Origin of the sequence: Herbiconiux dendrobii (assembly GCF_052048175.1) — a bacterium.
Taxonomy (GTDB): Bacteria; Actinomycetota; Actinomycetes; order Actinomycetales; family Microbacteriaceae; genus Herbiconiux.
Window position 1 is genome coordinate 313,648 of record NZ_JBLZQV010000001.1, and the last position, 21,186, is coordinate 334,833.

Below are 21,186 nucleotides of genomic sequence, written 5' to 3' on the forward strand. Positions count from 1 at the left end.
AGTGAGGGTATATCACTAAAGTAAATAGATCATGACTGTCCGCACGCGAAATCTCCGGTTCGCCCGCAAAACCCCACTCGCCAGCGCGGCGATCGTGCTCTCCGTGCTCTCCACCGTTGTCTTCCTGCCCGGCGCCCTCGACATGTGGCAGCTTCCGAAGGTCGGCATGGTATTCGCGGGCTGCTTCGCAGCGGCTCTAGTCGCGCCGACAGGCGTGCTACCGCGCTGGTTCGTCGTCCTCGTTGCGTGTGCCGGCGGCGTTCTCCTGGTGTGTGCCTTGGCGGGGAGCGCTCCGGTGCCGCAGGTGATGGGTCGATGGCCTAGATATGAAGGTGTCGTTTCGATCTCGGCGTACTTCGCGGCCTGCTGGTTGGGAAGTCGGCTGCTCGGACCCCGCTCAGCGGACCGCCACAGCCGCCTCTTTATTTACGTCGTGGCGTTCTGCTCCATCATGCTCGGCCTGATCGCCGGTCTGGAAACGGCTGGTGTTCGACTGGTCTCCGGAACGGTCGACCGCACGGGCTCCCTTACCGGAAACGCGTCGGCCCAGGGCGTCCTCGCTGCCATGTTCTCGGCAGTGCTGGTGCCGGCCCTGCTTGGTCGGTGGGGTGGTGGGCGCCCTCGCCGGATCGTGCTGGCCGCCGCGGCTGCCTGCGCTGTCGGGGCGGTCGTGCTCTCCGCTTCCCGCGGGGCGATCCTCGCGCTGTTCGCTATTGCATTGATCGGTATCACGGTTGCAGCGACCCGCCACCCCAGGAGGATTCGTGCGATGGTCGCGGGCGGATGCTGCCTCGTGCTGCTGGCTGGGATCTGTCTGATCGTCCCGCTGACCAGGGATCGATTCCTAGGGCTGACTCCCTTCTCGGGTGCGACGATCTCGGGGCGCATCGCCTTATGGTCGGAGACGGCGCGGCTCGTGGCGGAGCGCCCGGTTCTGGGCGTCGGCCCGAGCGGTTTTGAGGACGCCATCGCCGCGGCTCACGATGATTCGTGGTTCGCACTTGCGGGAGACGCCGCCGTCGACTCGCCTCATAATTGGATCCTCCAGGCGGCAGTCGTAGGAGGCGTCCCCTTGGTGCTGCTAGTGGTAGGCCTGGCCTGCGCCGTCGCCGTCACCGCGTTTCGTGCGTGGCGGCGGCTTGTCGTCGCCGAGGCGAGCACCGCTCGCCTCGGCGGTGCGTCGCTCGCCGTCGTCGCGTGCGGACTTGCCATGCTGGCTGACCGATCCTCGCCCGCCACGTGCCTGTTTGCGGCCTTGCTGCTGGGGAGTCTTGTCGCAGTACCCCGCGTGTCGCTCCCAACCGCCGTAGCGCCGCGACGGTTCCGGGGTGTCGTCATTCCGGCAACCCTGGCGAGCGCGCTCCTTCTGCTCGTCGTATCTGCGAGCGCCGCAGAGATCGCCCTGGCGATCGGTACGTCGGATGTGGCCTCGTCGCGATTCGACGAAGCGGAGCGGGCGTTCGAGAGGGCCGAGTCTCTGCGTCCTTGGGACGTGGATGTCGACCTCATTGCAGCCGAGTCATTCGCGGCCTCAGCCGAGCGACCGGGCAGTCCGGTGATCGCTGCGCAATTGGCGGCATCGTGGGCCGACCGCGCGTTGGCAGCGGCTCCCGACTCCATAGCTGCGGCCAAAGCACTCGCGGTCGGTCAGCAGTACACGGGTGACCTCCCGTCGGCAGTGAGCACGCTTCGCGCCGCGGCTGCCCGAGCACCAGGGGATCCCGACGTCGCGCATCGGCTCGGCGGCCTCCTCACTCTTGGCAATGAGTGGGAAGACGCCCGAATTCAACTCGAGCGAGCCGTTCGGCTGGATCCGGACGGGGTCGGCCGGTGGCAGACCCTTGCATACTTATGCAGCCTGCAGGGAGACACGGAGTGCGAGAAGCGGTCAGCGGAACAGATTTCCTGGCTCGGAGGGTGAGGCGCCCGGAGGTGTCAGCGGGGGAGCAGGGCTGCGGCGGCGTAGAGGGCGACGGTGGCGAGCCAGAAGGCGAGCAGGAAGGTCCAGTCGCGGGCGCGGAAGGGGACGAGGTGGCGCTCGGTGCGGGTGGGGTGCGCGCCGAACGCGCGGGAGTCCATCGCGAGCGCGACGCGCTCGGCGTGGCGGATGCCGCCCGCCAGCAGCGGCACGACGTACCCGAGGTGTCGTCGGGCGGCGGCGAGCGGGCCCCGGCCCGCCGCCATGCCGCGCACCCGGTGCGCCTGGCGGATCACGTCGAGTTCGTACCCGAACCGCGGCACGAACCGGTACGCGGCCAGCGCCGTGTACCCCAGGCGGTACGGCACGTGCAGCTGCTGCACGAGGGCCCGCACGAGGTCGGGACCGGTCGACGTGAGCCCGGCGAGCAGCGAGAGCAGCAGGATCGCGGCGAGGCGCAGGGCTGTGGTGGCGCCGACGGCGAGGGCCGCGGTGGTGAAGCGGTAGTCGCCGACGGCGAAGAGGATGCTGCTGCCCGCCGCATCCGGAGCCGCCTCGGCCCACAGCCCGAAGCTGAACGACAGCAGCAGCGTCACCAACGGCAGCACCACGAGCAGCCCGAGCGCGGCGCGGCCTGAGAGGTGGGCGCCCACCAGGAGCAGCAGCAGGGCGAGCAGGGCGAAGGCCGTCGGCACGGCCGCGTCGCGGGTGAACACCAGCGCGATCATGGCGGGAAGGGGTCCGCCGATCTTGGCCAGCGGGTTCAGGCGGTGCAGAAAGCGCAGGGCTCCCCGGTCGGGCGCGTCAGCGTAAGGGTCGGGGCGCGCGGTCATCGCTCGGGCCCCAGATCGCTCAGCCGGCTGAGGGTGTGCCAGGCGGGGTCGCTGGTGGCGCGCAGGGCACGCACGAGCGGGGGCGCCCGCAGTCCGGCCTCCTCGAGGGCTCCGGATGCCAGCACCGCACCGGTCTCGTCGTGGTCGCGTACCCCGCCCTCGCGCATCACCACCACGTGCGAGGCGTAGTCGGCCACCAGCTGCAGGTCGTGGGTGACCACGATCACGGTGCGGCCCTCGTCGTTCAGCTGCCTCAGGATGTCGAGCAGGTGGGCGGCGCGCTCGCGGTCCTGGCCGAACGTGGGCTCGTCGAGGGCGAGGACCGGGGCGCCCGCGATCAGGGCCGTCCCGACCGAGAGCCGGCGCTTCTGGCCGCCGGAGAGGAGGAAGGGATGCTCCGCGCGCTGGGCTGCGAGACCGAAGCGGTCCAGCATCCGGTCGACCCGCTCGTCGATCTCAGCGCGCTCGAGGTGCTGCAGCTCGAGACCGTGGGCCAGCTCCTCGGCCACGGTGCCGCGCAGGAACTGGTGCTCGGGGTTCTGGAACACGAACCCGATCGTGCGGGCCAGGGTGCGGGCATCGGCGCGGGACGGATCGAGGCCCAGCACGTCCACCGTTCCGCGCGGGGGAGCGGAGACCCCCGCGATCGCCTGCAACAGCGTGGTCTTGCCGGCGCCGTTCGTGCCGACGATCGCCGTGAACGAGCCGGCGGGCAGCTCGAGGTCGATGCCGTGCAGCACCTCGGAGCGGGCGGCGCCGCGGCCCTTGCTCACGCGCAACCCGCGCACGCGCACGGCCGGGGCGGGGCCGGACGTGGTGCGCGTGGACTCGGTGGTGCCCGCGCGCGCCCCCCGCGCTCCTCGCGAGCGCTCGGCCCCCGGATCCGCCGGCGTCCCTTTCGGCGGCAGCCCGTCCAGCACCGCGGTCAGCTCGCCCGGCGAGAGGGGGAGTACCGGCACCTCGTGCCCGGCTGCCCGCAGGCGCAGCCCGGCCAGCGTCGTCGTGGGCAGCCACACCCCCATCTCCATCAGTGCGCCGACCTGCCCGCGCAGCACGGCATCCGGAGTCCCGTCGAAGGCCAGACGCCCGTCCCGGTCGATCACCACCACCCGGTCGACGAGTGCGATCGCCGCGTCGAGGTTGTGCTCGATCAGCACGATCGCGTGGCCGCCGTCGCGCACGAGTTCGCCGAGCACGGCGTACACCTCCTCGATTCCCGCGGGGTCGAGGTTCGCCGTCGGCTCGTCGAGCACGATCAGCGGGGAGCGCAGGGCGAGCGCACTGGCGATCGCGAGTCGTTGCCGCCCGCCGCCGGAGAGCCGGTCGGGGTTCTCGGATCGCCGCTCCCAGAGGCCCACCCGCCGGAGTGCGGCCTCGGCCCGCTGGAGCACCTCCTCCACGGGCAGCAGGAGGTTCTCGGGTCCGAAGCAGACCTCGTCCAGGAGCGTGCCGGTGACGATCTGCGCATCCGGGTCCTGGAACACCATCGACACCTGCGCGCTGAGCGCCGCCACGGTCGTCTCGGTGCTCCGGATGCCGGCGACCTCCACGGTTCCCTCCAGCGCGGCCGGAACCGCGTGCGGAACGAGGCCGTTCAGCGCGAGCGCGAGCGTCGACTTGCCGCTGCCGGACGGGCCCAGAAGCAGCACGACCTCGCCCGCGGCCACCTCGAAGGAGACGTCGTCGGGCGTGTTCTGCGCGCTGCCCTCGTGCCGGATGCGGGCGTGCGTCACCCGCAGCAGCGGCGAGGTGGAGGGCATGCGGCCTTTCGGGAACGGCGGCCGGATCGGCGTCCGATCCAGCTTAGGCAACCCTTCCTTCGAATGTCTTCCGCGGGGCCGGAAAGACACGTACGGAGAGGGATTTCTCCTCCGCTCTGGGATTTTTCAGGCTGTCTCCGTTAGTCTCGAAGAGCCCACGATCGTGGAGCCGCCGTTCTCGGTGCGCCCCGCTCACGAGTGAAACCCGAAAGTCTGTACGTTTGACAAGCCCTGATTCGCGCTCCGACGGTACGCCGTCGTTCGAGGCGAACCACGGCGCAGACACCCCGCAGCCCCTCAGCCGGCGGCAGCTGCGCGAACTCCGCGCGCTGCGCGAGGCGCAGGATGCGGCAGCCGAAGCCCGGGCCACGACGGCCCCGCTCACCCGGCGGCAGCTGCGCGAGCTCGAGCAGCTCGAGAACGCCCGCGGCCGCGAGTTGGCCGCGCAGGAGATCGCCGAGCTCGAGGTCGCCGAGTACGGATCGGGGCCGCTCGAGCCGCCGATCGAACTGACCCTGGAGCCGGTGCTGCTCGCGGCGCCCGACGAGACCGACGGCCGCGCCGAGGCGATCGCAGCCGTGGAGACGGACGTCCGCTCCGAGGTGGCGATCACCGCCGCGAACGGCGTCGCAGCCGAGACGGCCGAGACGGTCGCCCGCTCCGAGGCGCCAACGGTTCCGGATGCCTCATCCGCCGCCCTGCGAGACGCGTCGGCCGCCCGCCCCACCACCGGATCCATCGAGATCGCCTTCACCCCCGCCGACGTGCCCCTGCACATCGCCCCCTCGCGTCGCCGCAGCCGCGAACTCGCCGAGGAGCGCGCTGCGGCTCTCGCGCCGGTGGCGACCCGCGGTCGCGCACGGCGCAGCACGTCCGTCGCCCGGCCGGCCTCCGCATCCGTCGCCGCCCCGTCGGCACCGACGTCCCGCGCCGCCGGCTGGCGCCGCAGCTGGGCCAAGGCCGGCTTCAGCGCCGTGGCCATGGCCTTCGTGCTCGGCATCACGGCCGTCACCGCCCTGCCGAGCACCGTCTCGGCGAGCCCGGTCGACGCGAACGTCGTGAACCTCAGCCTCAACGCCAACACGCCCACGCAGCAGCTGATCACCGCCGGGGCGGCCTCCGAGCAGGTCGATCGCGACGGGTACAGCGTCTCCGACGTGGGCGAGCTGCAGGCCGCCGGCTACTCCACCGCGCAGCTGCTGGTGGGCCGTTCGCTCGCCCAGGAGCTCGTCAATGCGATGGATGCCGGCAAGCTGGTGGGCTCGCAGCCCGACCACATGAAGGAGATCCGCTGGATCGCCCAGGGCGTCACGATGCCCGACTGCGGTGTCGACTACCGCATCCTGGAGATCATCGCGATCGCGGTGCGCAACTTCGACCAGGTCGGCGTCAGCGACATCAACCGCAAGTGCACCGGCCAGATCGAGGGCGCGGGCACCAGCTCGTCGCACTACATCGACGGCGGCGGCCACGCGGTCGACTTCTACCTGCTCGACAACAAGAGCCTGAACGGTTCCGACGCCGGAACGCTCAAGATGATCAGCCTGCTCGACCCGGTGATGCCGGTCGGCTCCCGTGTGGGGCAGGCCAGCTGCCGCGCCTCCGCCGGCGTGACGGTGAACCTCACCAACTGGACCGAGTTCGACGACAGCTGCACCCACATGCACGTCGACGTGCCGGTGACGGATGCCCCGCTCCTCCTGAACGACGACGCGCTCCTCTCGCCCACGAAGTAGCGCCCCCGCCCTCCCCCGCGCCCCGTGTCACGCCCGCGAGGCGCCCGTCACTTGCCACAAGATGTGGCAAGTCGCCGCGAATACCGCCGACTTCTGCCAAGCCGAGACCGCATTCGGGCGACTTCTGCCAAGTCGCGGGCTGGATGGGCGACTTCTGCCAAGTCGCGGGCTGGACTGGTGACTTCTGCGAAGTCGCGGGCTGGACGGGCGACTTCTGCCAAGTGGCGGGCTGGACTGGTGACTTCTGCGAGGTCGCGGGCTGGATGGGCGACTTCTGCCAAGTCGCGGGCTGGACGGGTGACTTCTGCGAAGTCGCGGGCTGGATGGGTGACTTCTGCGAAGTCGCGGGCAAGCTGACGGGACGCGCGGGCGGGGGTGGCTAGCGGGCGATGCCTCGGGCGACGCCCGTGGCGGCGAGGGCGCGCGCGAGGGCCAGGGCGATCAGCGTGAAGATCACGGGGGAGATCACCGAGCCGGCGAGCAGGATGACCGTGCCCAGCGCATCCAGGTCGTTCGCGCCGACCAGGCGGTACATGCCGAACGCGAGGACGACGCCCGAGAGCACCGCGCCGGCGACGAACAGCCCGAGCGACCAGCGGCGGTAGCGGAAGAGGGCGAACGGGAGCTCCTGCACGAGCCCGATCCCCACGGCGATCAGAGCCGCCCCGAAGCCGAGCGGCTGGAACGCCGCCGAGACGAGCCCCGCGAGCACCGCCACCAGCAGCGCCACCCCGGGCCGTCGGAACAGGAACTGCGCGATCGCCCCCGGCACGAAGTACACCCCGAGCGTGAGCCCGTAGAGCACCGGGATGACGGCGTTGATCGTGCCGCCGAGGTAGGAGTTGACGATGAACAGGATGCCGCCGGCGACCCCGATCGCGGCGCAGCTGAGCAGCAGCCGCGTGCTCGTGTTCTTCATGCGTTCCTCCCCGTTCAGCTTAGAAGAGCGGAGGGAGGTGCCGGACGAGCGGCGTGCCCGGTGGGGCGGGAACGCTGCTGGTCGCTCAGAAGGCGATCAGCAGGATCACGACGGCCCCGATGACGGCGACCGCGATGAACACGAGGGCGGCGCGGGTGAACGGCGTCCACGCGGGTGTGCCGCTGCCTCGCACGCGGTAGCGGTGCAGGCCGAACAGCGCGAGCACCCCCGCGATGGCGACGAGCCCCGCCACGACGGTGCCGAACACGAACCCGTTCTTCAGGAACACGAACGCGAACACCAGCGCGATGATCGACGTCGCCAACGCCGTGCGCTGCCATCCGGCGACGGTGCGCCGTGGCCGGCGGCCGGCGGCGCCCGTTCCGTTCGTGCTCTCGGAACGTGCGGGGCTCATCCCCGAACCCTACTGGTTCGCGCGCCGCACGGAGGTCGCCGGGCGGTGCCGTCAGCGCGCGGCGGGTGCGGCCGCGCAGTTGGCGAGCGGCGCGCCCTCGGGGTCGCCGAAGCTGTACTGCCAGGCCACCTCCGTGACGAAGCCCGTCGTGCCGATCGCCACGTCGGCGCCGAGTTCGCCGTGCAGTCCGCTGACGTCGGGTGCCTCCTGGACCGTGACGAGCAGCGTGGTGTCGGAGCCCGCCGTGATCGCGACCGTGTTGTAGACGTAGGCGGCGCCGCCGTCGAAGTCGTCCGATCCGCTCGCGATCGCCCAGCCCGGCGACACCGCCACGGCCTGCAGCCCCTCCGGAAGGCACAGCACCACGAGCACGCCGACGTAGTCGCCCTCTTCGCTCGCCGGCACGGCAGGCAGGTCGTCCATGTACAGCGGGAAGGTCAGGATGCTCGGGTCGGCCGACGCGATCGGGGTCCCCGTGGTGAAGGTCGGGTCACCGCCCCCGCTGGCCGACGCGCCGGGTGCGGCGACCGCCAGCGCCACCACGGGCAGCGACCAGGCCCCCGCCGAGAGCACGGCGCGTCGAGACATCCCATCGGCGCGACGGCCCCGTTCACCGTTCCCTCGGAGGTCGTAACCCAGGGAGGGACTCCCTCCGAGGTCGGAACCCAGGGAGGGACGGGACACGGGCCCAGCGTTCTGAGGCGGGTTCTCGGGCATGGCCTCAGTGTAGGTTCCACCTCAGGCGCGCGAGGGCCTCGCCCCGGACTGGGGGTACCCGCCAGTGCTCGCCCCCCGTCCCCGCCGCACCCCGGATGTTACGGTCGGCCATGCCCGAAACCCCGCCCGACTCGTCGGTGCCGTCGCCCGCTCTCCCTCGATTCGAAAGCAGCGCGTCGCAGCGGTCGGGGGTCAGCGCGACGCAGCCCTGGAGGAGACTCACGCACCGGACCTCCAGCCCGCAGCCCGAAGGCGGACTCGCGCGGCAGACCGCGCCCGATCCCTCCCGTCGCAGCGGGGTAGCCCAGAGCGGGGTAGCACTGTCGAGCGGGCTCTCGCGACGGACCGTACTGGCCGGCGCGGCGTGGAGCGCCCCCGTCGTGGCGCTCGCCCTCGCCGTTCCGGGGGCCGCTGCATCCGGAACCGCGATCGCCTTCAGCGCCACGATGGTGTTCGCGGCCTCCCGGGCGCAGACCCTCGGCCTGTTCGGCACCGTCGCCGATCCAGCGGGCACGACAGCTGTGGGGCTGTCGTATCCCGCCGGATTCGGCGGGCCGGCCACCGCGGCTCTCGATGCCGAGGGGCAATTCTCCGTCACCGTGCGGTGCCCCGTCGGCACGAGCGCGGGAACGATCGTGGCCGCCGCGCCGGGGCATCGGTCCGGTTCCGTCACGGTCTCGGTGCAGGCCCCGGCGGGTGGTGCCGAGCAGGGAACCCTGAACTGGAGCCCGGATGCCGGGTCGGCGACCTTCGACGGTACCCGATGGGTGTTTCCGGCCCAGACGGGTTCGGTCTCGGTGAGCGTCGGGCGTGCTCTGCCGACCGGTATCGCCCTCACCTACCCGGACGGCTACAGCGGGCCCGAGAGTCTGACCGTCACGCCGGTTGCGTCCAGCGGCGCGGGCCCGGTCTCGGTCGTGGGTACTTTTCGCCTCGAGGGGCTGATCGCCGCGCCGGGCTCGCTCACCCCGGCCACGATCGTCGCCACTCCGGTGGGTCAGACGATCGTGACCTATGACCCGCCCTCGGCTGCCCTTGCCGTGCAACTGCTCGGTTCGGACGTCATCTGCGCCTGCGCGTAGCGCCAAGACTCAGACTCAGACTCAGGCTCCGTCTGCGGTGCAGGTTCCGGTCGTGGTCGGGACTCGGCCCTCGCTCACGAGAGATGCGTGCGGAGTTCGGTGAGGACCGCATCGGGGATGGTGGTCGTTCCGCCGAGCACGACGATCCGTTTCGGCTTCAGCCGGTCGAGCTCGTTCGCGACATCGGTGGGCACCCCGGCCGCGGAGACCAGCAGCACGGGTGCCCCGCTCACGATCGCCGCCGGAGACCCGGACAGTGCGTCCGGGAACACGGCTCCGGATGCGACGTACACGGTGTCGAGGCCGGTCGCGAACGCCGACGCCGACACCTGCGCGGACACGGAGAACCGGTCGGCGCCAGCGATCCGGGTCGTAGGCGCCACCCCGCCGAGGGTACGCGCGACGTCGTCGGAGACGGTGTTCGGCCCGCCCACGAGCACGATCCGCCCGGGCTTCAGCCGCGCCAACTCGGTCGCCACCGCGCCCGGGACCGCGTTCCGCTGGACCAGCAGCACGGGCGCGTTCTGCGACCCGTCAGCCGCACTGGCCGACAGTGCGTCGGGAAACACCTCACCCGAGGCCACATACACGACCGGTGCACGGGGTGCGACTCCCTGGGACAGTGCGGCCGAGACCTCGTATCGGTCGGCACCGGCTACGCGCCGTACCGAGGGCGAGAATGCGCTCAAAGTGCTTTCCACCGTCGCGTCGATGGAGGCGATTCCACCTAGCACCACGATCGAGCGCGGTTTCAGCCTCTGCAGTTCCTTCGCGACCGCATCCGGGATCGTACTCTTCTGCACCAGCAGCACGGGGCCGCGCTGTGCTCCGGCGATCGCCGACCCCGACAGTGCATCGGCGAACGTGCCTCCCGCCGCGATGTATGCCACCGGCACTCCCGGGTTGAACCCGTCATAGGACACCGCTGCCGACACCTCGAACCGATCCGCCCCACTCAACCGAACCAGCGGCTGTGTCGCAGAAGTACTGAGGGCCGCGACGCTGTTGTCTCCGTAGTTCGCTACGAACAATTGACTCGTTACGGGATCGACAGCCACGCCCTCGACGAATGTGGCCACTCCCGTATCCGGGCCCGCCGGAACGACTCGAGTGATCTTGTCGGTGCGTGAATCCAGGACTGTGATGCCGTCACCTCGGGTGCGACTGACGAAGATCTGGTGCGATTGGGAATCGATCGCGACACTCTTCAGTTCGCCACCGAGGACGACGGAACCCACGATCTTGTTCGTCGTCGTGTCGAGGACGACGAGCGACCGGTGAAAGAAATCGATGGCATATGCCTTCTGCAGCTCGGTGTCGATAGCGATGGAGCGCGGAGACCCGCCCGCCGGTGTGGGGATCACCGCGGTCACCTCCTCGGTGGTGGTGTCGATCACCGAGATCGAGTCGCTGTCATTGGTCACATACACCTGACGCGTCGCGGGATCGACCGCCACAGAGGACGGGTTGTTGCCGATGCCGTTGATGAGATCGTGAGCGATGACATGGTCGATCGTGTTCGTGTTCGTGTCGATCACGATCACCGTGTCGTTCGAGTAGTCCGTGACGTAGGCGCGCGCAGCGGCTGAATCCACGGCTACAGAGTCCATGCCGTCGCCGGTGGTGATGACCTTGGTGACTCGATTCATGTTCGAATCGATGATCGCGATCGTGCCGGAACCCACGACGTACACCTGCGCTCGCGATGGATCGATGGCGACCGCCTGAGGGAGGTTGCCTATTCCCGCGCTGACGTCATGCGGAAGCACCGCGATCACGGAATTCGACAGGGTGTCGATTGCTGTCACTGTGCCGTCGAGGTTGTTGGCGACATAGGCCCGATGAGCATCGTCTCGCACGGCGATGGCCATCGGTCCTTTACCGATCCCGGCGGCCGTGTCGTGCGGGATGACCGTGCGCAGCAGCACTGAGGCGGTAGCCGAGGGGGCGGTCCCGACAGCGCCCGAGAAGACTGCGGCGGCGATCAGGCCGACGGTGAGGGCTGCAGCGGTTCGGGCGTGAAGAGACATCCCCCCAAAATAGCAGAGGAATCCTCAGCTATCAAGCATCGGGAGGCGTCAGCCGAAGGCCTCCACGATGGGGCGGAACTTCATCTTCGTCTCGAGGTACTCGCGTTCGGGTTCCGAGTCGGCGACGATGCCGCAGCCGGCATAGGCCGTGATGTCACCGTCGGGGGCGACCTGCGCCGAGCGCAGCGCCACCGCCCACTCGCCGTCGCCGTCGGCACCGACCCAGCCCACCGGGCCGGCGTAACGGCCGCGGTCGAAGGGCTCGAGCTCGCGGATGAGCGCCAGGGCCGAAGCGGTCGGCGCTCCGGCCACCGCCGCCGTCGGGTGCAGCGCCGCGATCAGGTCGAGCGAGGTCGACCCGTCGGAGAGCGTGCCCAGCACGTCGCTGGCCAAGTGCCAGAGGTTCGGCAGCTTGAGGGTGAAGGGCTGCTCGCTCGAGCTCAGCGTGCGGCTGTGCGGGGCCAGCGCCGAGAGCACGCTCGCCACCGCGTAGCCGTGCTCGTCGAGGTCTTTCGAGGAGGTCGCCAGCGCGACGGCCTTGTCGTGGTCGGCGGCCGCATCCGTTCCCCGCGAGGTCGTTCCCGCGAGCACCCGGGCCGTGACCGTGCCGCGCGAGACGCTGACGAGCGTCTCGGGGCTGCTGCCGAGGAATCCGTCGACCGAATACGTCCAGCAGTCGGGGTAGCCGAGCGCGAGGTCGGTGAGCGTGCGGCGGAGGTCGGCGCCCTCCGGCAGATGGCCGGTGAGGTCGCGCGCCAGCACCACCTTGCTCAGCTGCTGGTCGGCGATGCGGTCGATCGCCGCCTGCACGGCGGCGCGGAAGTCGTCGGGGCCCATGCTGCCGGGCAGCAGCGAGAGCCGGTATTCGGGGCCGAGCGGGCGGGCCGTCGGATCGGGCACCAGGGCCGGATCCTCCCCCTCGACCGTCACCCGGGTGATCCAGTACTCGCCGTCGCGCTTGCCGAGCAGCAGGCGCGGCACGATCAGCACGCTCGTGGCGGCCGAGTCGTCGGCGAAGGCGAAGCTGCCGAAGGCCACCAGTCCGGTGCCCGAGACGCCGACCGGGTCGGTGACCGTGGCCGAGGCGACGACCTCTTTCCAGGCGGCGCAGGCCTCCTGCATCCGCTGCGCGCCCGAGAACTCCAGCCGGAGCGCCTCGCCGACGCCGGCGATGCCCTGGCCCTTGCGCATCCAGATCAGCGGATGCCGCGGATCGATCAGCGGCAGCAGCAGCTTGAGTTCACCGAGGCGGCTGGTCTGAACCCTCAGACGCGGGATCTCGGCTGCAGAAGCACTCACTTCTTCAGCTTACGCCTGGGAATCCGGCCCCTCGGCGCGCTCGCAGCGGGACTGAACGTAAACTGTGAGGGTGACTAAGGCTGACCTCACCAAACGACCCGAGCAGGTCTCCGCGATGTTCGACCAGGTCGCCGCCGGTTACGACCGCACCAACAACGTGCTCTCGGTCGGCAACGCCGTGCTCTGGCGGGTCGCGACCACCCGCGCCGTCGACCCGCGACCGGGCGAGAAGGTGCTCGACCTCGCTGCCGGCACCGGCACCTCCAGCGCCTCGCTGGCCAAGAGCGGCGCGCACGTCGTGGCGGCCGACTTCTCGCCGGGCATGATCGAGGTGGGCCGTCGCCAGCAGGCGGGCGTGCCCAACATCGAGTTCGTGGTGGCCGACGGGATGGCACTGCCGTTCGCCGACGAGGAGTTCGACGCCGTCACCATCTCGTTCGGGCTGCGCAACATCAGCGATCCGAAGGTGGCCCTGGCCGAGCTGTTCCGGGTCACCCGCCCCGGCGGGCGGATCGTCATCTGCGAGTTCTCGCGGCCGGTGAAGCCGCTGCGCGGCGCCTACTTCTGGTACCTCAAGAACGTGATGCCGGCCCTCGCGAAGGCCGTCTCCTCGAACGACGCGGCCTACGACTACCTCTTCGAGTCGATCGCCTCCTGGCCCGACCAGAAGACCCTGGCCTCCTGGCTGCGCGAGACCGGGTTCGTCTCGGTGCGCCACCGCGATCTCAGCGCCGGCATCGTCGCGCTGCACAAGGGCGTCAAGCCGCACGCCGCCAAGGGCGCTGCCGCACCGCACGCCGGTGCCGAAGAAAAGTAGGCTGTGACCGTGACACCCAGTCTCCGCCGAGCCGGCGGCCTCTCGCTAGCAGACCGCCTGTTCTCCACCGGAGAGGATCGGCGCACCGCCCGCCTCATCGAAGAGAGCATCGAGGCGCTCGAACGCCGTCTGGCCGAGGAGACCAAGTTCTCCGGCGGCCTGGTCGACGTCGTCTCCCGCTACCTGCTCGAGGCCGGCGGCAAGCGCGTGCGCCCGGTACTCGCCTTCCTCACCGCCCAGCTCGGCCGCGGCATCACCGACGAGGTCGTCACCGCGGCCACCTCGATCGAGCTCACGCACCTCGCCTCGCTCTACCACGACGACGTGATGGACGACGCCGATCAGCGCCGCGGTGTGCCGAGCGCCCAGTACGTGTGGGGCAACTCGGTGGCCATCCTGGCCGGCGACCTGTTGTTCGCGCGGGCCAGCGCCCTGCTCGCCATCCTCGGGGAGCGGGCCATCCGTCTGCAGGCCGACACCTTCGAGCGGCTGTGCCTCGGTCAGCTGAACGAGATGATCGGCCCGCAGGACGGCGAAGACGAGGTCGAGCACTACCTGCGCGTGCTCGCCGACAAGACCGGGTCGCTGATCTCGGCCTCGGCCCAGCTCGGCATCATCTTCTCGGGCGCCGACCCCTCGTACGAGCAGCCGGTGCGCGAGTTCGGCGAGAAGGTGGGCATCGCCTTCCAGCTCGTCGACGACGTGATCGACATCGCTCCGAGCGACGAGAACTCCGGCAAGACGCCCGGCACCGACATCCGGGCCGGCGTCGCCACGCTGCCCGTGCTGTACCTGCGTCAAGACGCCGCGGCCGGCGACTCCGCTGCCTCGGCCCTGCTCGAGCGGCTCGCGGCCGAAGCGCTCTCGGGTGCGAGTGCCGCCGACTCCGACGACGCCATCCGGATGCTGCGCGAGCACGCGGTGACCGGGCGAACCGTCGACGAGGCCCGCCGCTACGCCCACGAGGCCATCGCCGCGCTCGACCCGCTGCCCGCCGGCACCGTGAAGAAGACCCTCATCCGTTTCGCCGAGACCGTGGTGGAACGCACCAACTGACCCCGCGGGGCGCACCGTCGTCCGTTCCGCCCCGACCCGGCGGACCGCACCAACCGAACAAAGGAACCTCACCCGTGACCAAGCTCCGTTTGGCCATCGTCGGAGCCGGCCCCGCCGGCATCTACGCCGCAGACCTGCTCGTGAAGGCCGAGCGTCACTTCGACGTCTCGATCGACCTGTTCGAGCAGCTGCCCGCCCCCTACGGCCTCGTGCGCTACGGCGTCGCGCCCGACCACCCGCGCATCAAGGGCATCATCACGGCCCTGCGCGAGGTGCTCGACTCGGGTGCCATCCGCTTCTTCGGCAACGTGCGCTATGGCGTCGACATCACGCTCGACGACCTCAAGAAGCACTACAACGCCGTCATCTTCTCCACCGGCGCCATCCGCGACGCCGCCCTGAACATCCCGGGCATCGACCTCGAGGGCTCCTACGGCGCGGCCGACTTCGTGAGCTGGTTCGACGGGCATCCGGATGTCCCGCGCACCTGGCCCCTCGAGGCGCAGTCGGTCGCCGTCATCGGCAACGGCAACGTGGCCCTCGACGTCTCGCGCATCCTGGCCAAGCACGCCGACGACCTGCTGCCGACCGAGATCCCCGCCAACGTGTACGAGGGGCTCAAGGCCTCGCCCGTCACCGACGTGCACGTGTTCGGCCGCCGCGGCCCGGCGCAGGTGAAGTTCACGCCGCTGGAGCTGCGCGAGCTCGGCGAGCTGAACGACGTCGACATGATCGTGGCCGACGAGGACTTCGATCTCGACGAGGCGTCCAAGGCTGCGATCGAGTCGAACAAGCAGGTGTTCGTGATCAACAAGGTGCTGAACCAGTGGCGCGAGCGCTCGGTGGGTTCGGCGTCGCGCCGTCTCCACCTGCACTTCTACGCGAAGCCGCTCGAGGTCGTGGGGGAGGACGGCCGCGTGGCCGCGATCCGTTACGAGCGCACCGAGCCGGACGGCGCGGGCAGCGTGCGCGGCACCGGTGAGATCCGCGAGATCCCGATCCAGGCGATCTACCGTGCGGTCGGCTACTTCGGGTCGCCGCTGGACGGCATCCCGTTCGACGAGCACCACGGCGTCATCCCGAACCACGAGGGCCAGGTGCTCGACGACGACAACGAGGTCATCCCGGGCGTCTACGCCACGGGCTGGATCAAGCGTGGCCCGGTGGGTCTGATCGGCCACACCAAGTCGGACGCGATGGAGACCCTCGAGCACCTCAAGCGCGACCAGGCCAACTGGTGGGCGCCCGCCGAGCCCGAGGAGGACGCCATCCCGGCACTGCTCGAGTCGCGCGGTGTGGAGTACACCGACCTCGAGGGCTGGCACAAGCTCGACCAGCACGAACTCGGGCTGGGCGAGACGGATGCGCATCCGCGTCTGCGTGTGAAGGTCGTGCCGCGCGACGACATGATCGCCATCTCGCGGGCCTGAGGGCCGGCCGCGCGCATGCCTGAGCACTCCGAGGTGACGCCCGGGCGGTACCGCCACTACAAGGGCAACGACTACGTGGTGGTGGGCATCGCCCGGCACTCGGAGACCGAGGAGGAGTTCGTGGTGTACCACCCCGCGGCGGGCTCGCCCGAGGCGCTCTGGGTGCGCCCCCTCACGATGTTCGCCGAGACCGTGGAGGTCGACGGCGAGGTGGTACCGCGCTTCGCCCCCTTATTCGGTTAGCGGATGCAGAAATGCCGAGCACCGACGCCCTAGACGGGGTCGCTCCTCGGTATTTCTGCATCCGTCAACCGGACTGCTGCGGGGAGGGGGAACGGGAGACACGCGAGCGGACCGCGAGGGCCGCGCAGGCGATGACCGCGAGGGCGCCCACGACCGTGAGCACGGTCAGCGGCTCGCCGAGCAGGAGGGCCGCCCAGACGATGGTGAGCACGGGCTGCACCAGCTGGATCTGGCTGACCGAGGCGATCGGGCCGATGCCGAGCCCGCGATACCAGGCGAAGAACCCCAGGAACATGCTGAACAGGCTGACGTAGCCGAACGCGAGCCAGCCCTCGACGGGGGCGACCGGCGGATGCTGCGCCAGCGAGACCCCGGTGAGCACGAGCATCACGGGCGAGGCCGCCACCAGCGCCCAGCAGATGACCTGCCACGAGCCGATCTTCCGCGCCAGGAGGCCGCCCTCGGCGTAGCCGACCGCGGCCGCGACCACGGCGCCGAGCAGCAGCAGGTCGGAGAGGTGCAGGCCGCCGAAGCCGCCCGAACTCAGCACCGTGAAGCCGATCACGGCGGCCGCGCCGGCGAGCGAGGCCACCCAGAACAGCCGGCTCGGGCGCTCGCGGCCGCGCAGCACCGCCACCGCGGCCGTGGCGGCGGGCAGCAGCCCGATCACCACGGCACCGTGCGCCGCGGGCGCGGTCTGCAGCGCGAACGAGGTGAGGAACGGGAAGCCGACCACCACGCCGGCGGCGACCACGAGCAGCCGCGGCCAGAGCCGGCGGGCCGGGAGCCGGGTGCGCGTGACCGCGAGCACGATCGCGGCCAGGGCGGCGGCGACCAGCGCCCGCCCCGCTCCGACGAACAGCGGATCGAGCGTCGCGACGGCGATGCGCGTGAAGGGCAGCGTGAACGAGAACGCGAGCACCCCGAGGAAGCCCCACACGAGACCGCCGCGGCTGAGCCCGGCACGGGCAGGCGGTGCGCCGGATCCGGGTGCGAGCACGTGCGCGTCCGCGCCCCCGTGCTCGGTGCTCGCCTCCCCGCTCGTGCCGGCGGCATCCGTTCCCCCGCCCGCCGATAGCGGAGCGGCGTCAGGGGCAGTAGCGCTACTGTTGTGCTTCATGATCAACAGTAGCAGTGCGGAACGGATCGCGGCAGAGCTCCGCGCGGAGGTGCACGGCCTGCGGGCGGGAACACGCCTCCCGGGCACCCGCGCTCTCGCCGAGCGGTTCGCCGCCGGGCCCGTGACGGTGCAGCAGGCCGTGCGGATGCTCGTGCGCGACGGCCTCGTCGAGTCGCGACCCGGGGCCGGCAACTTCGTGCGGCATCCGGTGCCCGCACCCCGCTCGGACTTCGGCTGGCAGACCGCCGCCCTCGGCCCGGTGCGCAGCGAAGGCGGCTACGTCGGTTCGACCATGCAGACCGCGGGGGAGGAGATCATCGCCCTGCACGCGGGGTATCCCACCGACGAGCTGCTGCCGGTGCGTGCCGTGCAGGCCGCGCTGGCGCGGGCCGCGCGCTCGCGGTCGGCACTGGACCGCCCGCCCGCCTCGGGCCTGCCCGAACTGCGGCAGTGGTTCGCGCAGGAGGCGGCGGAGACCGCGGCGGGCGACGGCGCTCCGCCCGCGGCCGCCGACGTGATCGTGATGCCCGGCGGGCAGAGCGCGCTCTCGTCGATCTTCCGGGCGCTGGCCCGGCCCGGGGAGTCGATCGTGATGGAGTCGCCCGGCTACTGGGGCGCCATCGCGGCGGCCCGGCAGGCGGGGCTGGAGATCGTACCGGTGCCGCGCGACGGCGACGCCGTCGATCCGATCGTGCTCGCCGAGGCCTTCGAGCGCAGTCGCGCACGGCTGTTCTACGCCATGCCGCACTTCGCGAATCCGACCGGTGCCACCTGGTCGCCGGCGTCCGCGCGCGCGATCCTGGAGGTCGTCCGAGCTCACGGAGCCTTCCTGATCGAGGACGACTGGGCGCACGACTTCGCGCTCGACGGCGCGGTGCATCCGCTGGTGGCCCAGGATGCCGACGGGCACGTCGTGTCGGTGCGCTCGCTCACCAAGAGCGTGTCTCCCGCCATCCGCATCGCCGGAGTCGTGGCGAGGGGGCCGGCCCTCTCGCGCATCCGCACCGACCGGGTCGTCGACGGCCTCTACGTCAGCGGCGTGCTGCAGACCGCCGCGCTGGAGGTGGTGACCGCCCCCGGCTGGGCCCCGCACCTGCGCCGGATGCGCGAGCAGCTGCGGCTGCGGCGCGACACCCTGGCCGCACTCGTCACCGAGCTGATGCCGCCCGGCACGCTCACCTCGGTGCCCGCGGGAGGGCTGAACCTCTGGTTGCGGCTGCCGGCCGGTGTGGAGGTCGAGCGGTACGTGCGGGCCTGCGCGGCCGACGGGGTGCTGATCTCGCCCGGCACCGAGTGGTTCCCGGCCGAGCCGACGGCCGGATTCGTGCGGCTGAACTACTCCGGTCCCGCGCCCGGGCGCTTCGCCGAGGCGGTCACGGTGCTGGCGCGCCGGCTGGAGGGAGCGGGGAACCACACGCGCGGCGATGGGTGAATCGGCGGGTGAATACCGGGGGTCGCCCGACACGGCCCGCAACGGCGCTTCTAGGCTCGAGGCGTTCGCGGGCCGGCGATGCCTACCCATCACCGTCGGCCCGCGATACCGATCCCCGGCTCGCGCGGCCGGCGCATTCCGCGCTCAGGGCCTCGCGAACGGGCCGCTCAGAACGGCCCACTGCAGCAGCATGATGGTCTTCGCGTCGATGATGTCGGCGCCGATCCGGGCGAGGGCCTCGTCGATGCCCAGCTCGACCAGCTCGATGTCCTCACCCTCGTCGGCGAGCCCGCCACCGGCATCCGTCCGGTCGCGCTCGCTGTAGGGAGCGGCGAAGAAGTAGAGCTTCTCGGTGATCGACCCGGGGCTCATGTACGCCTCGAACACGCGCTGCACCTCGCCGATGCGGTGGCCGGTCTCTTCGTGGGCCTCGCGCCGGATGGCGGCCTCGGGGGCGTCGTCGTCGAGCAGGCCCGCGGGTGCTTCGAGCAGTTCGCCGTCGGGGTGGCCGTTGACGTAGGCCGGGTAGCGGAACTGGCGGATGAGCAGCACCGTGCGGCGGGCTGGATCGTAGAGCAGGATGGTGGCGCCGTTGCCCCGGTCGTAGGTCTCACGGTCTTCGATCGAGACGTGGCCGTCGCGGTGCCGGAACCGGATGCGCGTGGTGCGGGTGACGTACCAGTTCGAGCTGAGCAGGCGCACGTCGAGCACCTCGACCCGGGGGTTGCCCGTGAGGCCCCGTCCGGTGAGGTGCAGACCGGTGCGCCCCCGGCGGTCGGGTACGTCGACGCCGGGCGTCCCGGGCTCGGGCGCGTCGACGCCGGCCGTGTCCATTCTGTCGTTCAGGGGGCGCTCGCCGCTCAGCGGAAGTTGATGAACTGCAGGGCCACGTCGAGGTCGGCGCCCTTCAGCAGCGCCATCGTGGCCTGCAGGTCGTCGCGGCTCTTGGACGACACGCGCAGCTCGTCGCCCTGGATCTGCGACTTGACGCTCTTGGGCGCCTCGTCGCGGATGAGCTTGTTGATCTTCTTCGCGTCGTCTTGCGCAATGCCCTCCTTCATGGAGGCCTCGAGGCGGTACTCCTTGCCGCTCGCGTAGGGCTCGCCGGCGTCGAGCGAGCGCAGGGAGATGCCGCGCTTGATCAGCTTCGACTCGAAGACCTCGAGGATCGCCTTCACGCGCTCCTCGGAGTTCGCCTTCATCATCACCTTCTCGCCGCTCCACTCGATCGACGCCCCGATGTTCTTGAAGTCGTAGCGCTGCGCGACCTCTTTCTGCGCCTGGTTGAGGGCGTTGTCCGCCTCCATCTTGTCGACCTTGCTGACCACGTCAAACGATGAATCTGCCATGCCCGCCATTTTACGCGGGGAAGTCATCGTGACGAAGCCTCATGATGGCAAAGACAGGTGGCGAGTAGATCGGGAGATCGCCATGGAGATCCACAACGTGCCGGATGCCAGAAACGTGCGCGACATGGACTGCGGGATGGTGATCGAGACCTTCTGAGTGTTCAGGGGAACGTCGGTGGCATCTGCTTGAGTGGAGGGATGCGACTAAAGGGGCGGGCGACGGCGGGCGCCGCAATCGGGAGTGTCGCTGCGGCGGCACTCCTTCTCAGTGGGCTCAGCGGGTGCTCGGCGGGTGCCGTGGGCGGCGACGGGGGAGCGGATGCCACGTTCGCGGTGTTCGGGCAGGCCGAGGCATCCGGGGCCGGAACCTACAAGGGCGGCACGCCGACCGCCGAGCTGGTCGACGGCGAGTGGCTGGATCGGGTCGCCGAGGCGACCGGGATCCCGCGGCGGGCGCTGCAGGGATACGCGGGCGCGGCGATCGCGAGCAACGAGGTGCGGCCCGACTGCCACCTGGGGTGGAACACGCTCGCCGGCATCGGCTGGGTGGAGTCGCACCACGGCACGATCTTCGGGGGCAGCATCCTCGACACCGGCGTGACCAGCGCGCCCATCATCGGCGTGCCCCTCGACGGCGACGGGTTCCAGGAGATCGCCGACACGGATGCCGGAGCCGTCGACGGCGACACGGAGTGGGACAGGGCGGTCGGCCCGATGCAGTTCGTGCCCGCCACCTGGGCGGCCTGGGCCACCGAGGCGAACGGCGACGGGGTGCCCGACATCCACAACATCGACGACGCCTCGCTCTCGGCCGCCGAGTACCTCTGCTACTCCGGCGGCGACCTCGGCACGGAGGAGGGCTGGCGCACCGCGATCACCGGGTACAACGAGTCGCCCGCGTACCTCGACGAGGTGCTGGAGTACGCGGATCGCTACGCCTCCGAGGCCGCTGCCGACGGTGCGTCCGGCGACTGATCCGGTCCGATTTCGCGCATCGGTGAGTCGTGGGTATCCTTGATCCGCGCCTTCG

The 21,186-nt window shown here is 70.7% G+C and carries 21 protein-coding genes; 11 read left to right on the top strand and 10 right to left on the bottom strand.

Annotated elements, in window-relative coordinates; all coding sequences use genetic code 11:
* Nucleotides 1-31: 31 nt before the first annotated feature.
* On the top strand, nt 32-1,921 hold the full coding sequence (locus ACN4JJ_RS01450; protein ID WP_440708128.1) for an O-antigen ligase family protein: 1,890 nt from the start codon (nt 32-34) through the stop codon (nt 1,919-1,921).
* A 14-nt stretch (nt 1,922-1,935) separates the two neighbouring features.
* On the opposite strand, the gene ACN4JJ_RS01455 is transcribed toward ACN4JJ_RS01450, so the two are convergent.
* Both ACN4JJ_RS01455 and ACN4JJ_RS01460 read right to left on the bottom strand, forming a co-directional pair.
* Nucleotides 1,936-2,751 (bottom strand): energy-coupling factor transporter transmembrane component T family protein, encoded by an 816-nt coding sequence (locus ACN4JJ_RS01455; protein ID WP_440708129.1) that lies wholly within the window; start codon nt 2,749-2,751, stop codon nt 1,936-1,938.
* On the bottom strand, nt 2,748-4,511 hold the full coding sequence (locus ACN4JJ_RS01460) for an ABC transporter ATP-binding protein (RefSeq protein WP_440708130.1): 1,764 nt from the start codon (nt 4,509-4,511) through the stop codon (nt 2,748-2,750). Before ACN4JJ_RS01460 ends, ACN4JJ_RS01455 begins: the two co-directional genes overlap by 4 nt.
* A 221-nt stretch (nt 4,512-4,732) precedes the next feature.
* On the opposite strand from ACN4JJ_RS01460, the gene ACN4JJ_RS01465 reads away from it, so the two are divergent.
* Nucleotides 4,733-6,247, top strand: a complete 1,515-nt coding sequence (locus ACN4JJ_RS01465) for a hypothetical protein (protein ID WP_440708131.1) — start codon at nt 4,733-4,735, stop codon at nt 6,245-6,247.
* A 143-nt stretch (nt 6,248-6,390) separates the two neighbouring features.
* Nucleotides 6,391-6,630 carry a hypothetical protein gene (locus ACN4JJ_RS01470; protein WP_440708132.1) on the top strand — a complete coding sequence of 80 codons (240 nt, stop codon included), beginning with the start codon at nt 6,391-6,393 and terminating at the stop codon, nt 6,628-6,630.
* Here ACN4JJ_RS01470 and ACN4JJ_RS01475 read toward each other — a convergent pair.
* The 3 genes from ACN4JJ_RS01475 to ACN4JJ_RS01485 all read right to left on the bottom strand — a co-directional run bounded on the left by ACN4JJ_RS01475 (nt 6,627) and on the right by ACN4JJ_RS01485 (nt 8,169).
* On the bottom strand, nt 6,627-7,166 hold the full coding sequence (locus ACN4JJ_RS01475) for an ECF transporter S component (RefSeq protein ID WP_440708133.1): 540 nt from the start codon (nt 7,164-7,166) through the stop codon (nt 6,627-6,629). The two genes, ACN4JJ_RS01470 and ACN4JJ_RS01475, sit on opposite strands and share 4 nt — an antisense overlap.
* An 85-nt stretch (nt 7,167-7,251) precedes the next feature.
* Nucleotides 7,252-7,581: a hypothetical protein gene (locus tag ACN4JJ_RS01480; protein ID WP_440708134.1), complete on the bottom strand. Its 330-nt coding sequence runs from the start codon at nt 7,579-7,581 to the stop codon at nt 7,252-7,254.
* Nucleotides 7,582-7,632: 51 nt separating this feature from the next.
* Entirely contained in the window at nt 7,633-8,169 is a 537-nt protein-coding gene (locus tag ACN4JJ_RS01485; protein ID WP_440708135.1) for a hypothetical protein, read from the bottom strand.
* Between the two features lie 239 nt (nt 8,170-8,408).
* Here ACN4JJ_RS01485 and ACN4JJ_RS01490 point away from each other — a divergent pair, with 239 nt between their 5' ends.
* A complete protein-coding gene (locus tag ACN4JJ_RS01490) occupies nt 8,409-9,380 on the top strand; it encodes a hypothetical protein (protein ID WP_440708136.1) in 972 nt (323 codons plus the stop codon).
* A gap of 74 nt (nt 9,381-9,454) precedes the next feature.
* On the opposite strand, the gene ACN4JJ_RS01495 is transcribed toward ACN4JJ_RS01490, so the two are convergent.
* Entirely contained in the window at nt 9,455-11,410 is a 1,956-nt protein-coding gene (locus ACN4JJ_RS01495) for a cell wall-binding repeat-containing protein (protein ID WP_440708137.1), read from the bottom strand.
* 48 nt (nt 11,411-11,458) lie between these two features.
* Nucleotides 11,459-12,709 (bottom strand): isochorismate synthase, encoded by a 1,251-nt coding sequence (locus ACN4JJ_RS01500; protein WP_440708138.1) that lies wholly within the window; start codon nt 12,707-12,709, stop codon nt 11,459-11,461.
* Between the two features lie 115 nt (nt 12,710-12,824).
* Between ACN4JJ_RS01500 and ACN4JJ_RS01505 the strand changes: the two genes are divergently transcribed.
* The 4 genes from ACN4JJ_RS01505 to ACN4JJ_RS01520 all read left to right on the top strand — a co-directional run bounded on the left by ACN4JJ_RS01505 (nt 12,825) and on the right by ACN4JJ_RS01520 (nt 16,255).
* Nucleotides 12,825-13,526, top strand: coding sequence for a class I SAM-dependent methyltransferase (locus tag ACN4JJ_RS01505; RefSeq protein ID WP_440708778.1), 702 nt, complete (start codon nt 12,825-12,827; stop codon nt 13,524-13,526).
* A 9-nt stretch (nt 13,527-13,535) separates the two neighbouring features.
* Nucleotides 13,536-14,582 carry a polyprenyl synthetase family protein gene (locus ACN4JJ_RS01510; RefSeq protein ID WP_440708139.1) on the top strand — a complete coding sequence of 349 codons (1,047 nt, stop codon included), beginning with the start codon at nt 13,536-13,538 and terminating at the stop codon, nt 14,580-14,582.
* Between the two features lie 74 nt (nt 14,583-14,656).
* On the top strand, nt 14,657-16,012 hold the full coding sequence (locus tag ACN4JJ_RS01515) for an FAD-dependent oxidoreductase (protein WP_440708140.1): 1,356 nt from the start codon (nt 14,657-14,659) through the stop codon (nt 16,010-16,012).
* 15 nt (nt 16,013-16,027) lie between these two features.
* Entirely contained in the window at nt 16,028-16,255 is a 228-nt protein-coding gene (locus tag ACN4JJ_RS01520; protein ID WP_440708141.1) for a DUF1653 domain-containing protein, read from the top strand.
* A 64-nt stretch (nt 16,256-16,319) separates the two neighbouring features.
* Here ACN4JJ_RS01520 and ACN4JJ_RS01525 read toward each other — a convergent pair whose 3' ends face one another.
* Entirely contained in the window at nt 16,320-17,375 is a 1,056-nt protein-coding gene (locus tag ACN4JJ_RS01525; RefSeq protein WP_440708142.1) for a DMT family transporter, read from the bottom strand.
* Between ACN4JJ_RS01525 and ACN4JJ_RS01530 the strand changes: the two genes are divergently transcribed.
* Nucleotides 17,374-18,807: an aminotransferase-like domain-containing protein gene (locus tag ACN4JJ_RS01530; RefSeq protein ID WP_440708143.1), complete on the top strand. Its 1,434-nt coding sequence runs from the start codon at nt 17,374-17,376 to the stop codon at nt 18,805-18,807. The genes ACN4JJ_RS01525 and ACN4JJ_RS01530 overlap by 2 nt on opposite strands.
* Before the next feature lie 144 nt (nt 18,808-18,951).
* Here ACN4JJ_RS01530 and ACN4JJ_RS01535 read toward each other — a convergent pair whose 3' ends face one another.
* Both ACN4JJ_RS01535 and ACN4JJ_RS01540 read right to left on the bottom strand, forming a co-directional pair.
* The gene (locus ACN4JJ_RS01535; protein WP_440708144.1) at nt 18,952-19,641 is read right to left on the bottom strand and encodes an NUDIX domain-containing protein; all 690 of its coding nucleotides are present in this window, start codon (nt 19,639-19,641) and stop codon (nt 18,952-18,954) included.
* Nucleotides 19,642-19,667: 26 nt separating this feature from the next.
* The gene (locus tag ACN4JJ_RS01540) at nt 19,668-20,165 is read right to left on the bottom strand and encodes a YajQ family cyclic di-GMP-binding protein (RefSeq protein ID WP_440708145.1); all 498 of its coding nucleotides are present in this window, start codon (nt 20,163-20,165) and stop codon (nt 19,668-19,670) included.
* Between ACN4JJ_RS01540 and ACN4JJ_RS01545 the strand changes: the two genes are divergently transcribed.
* Together ACN4JJ_RS01545 and ACN4JJ_RS01550 are read left to right on the top strand one after the other, a co-directional pair.
* Nucleotides 20,155-20,313, top strand: a complete 159-nt coding sequence (locus tag ACN4JJ_RS01545; protein ID WP_440708146.1) for a hypothetical protein — start codon at nt 20,155-20,157, stop codon at nt 20,311-20,313. The genes ACN4JJ_RS01540 and ACN4JJ_RS01545 overlap by 11 nt on opposite strands.
* A 41-nt stretch (nt 20,314-20,354) precedes the next feature.
* Nucleotides 20,355-21,131, top strand: a complete 777-nt coding sequence (locus ACN4JJ_RS01550; RefSeq protein WP_440708147.1) for a lytic transglycosylase domain-containing protein — start codon at nt 20,355-20,357, stop codon at nt 21,129-21,131.
* Nucleotides 21,132-21,186 lie beyond the last annotated feature (55 nt).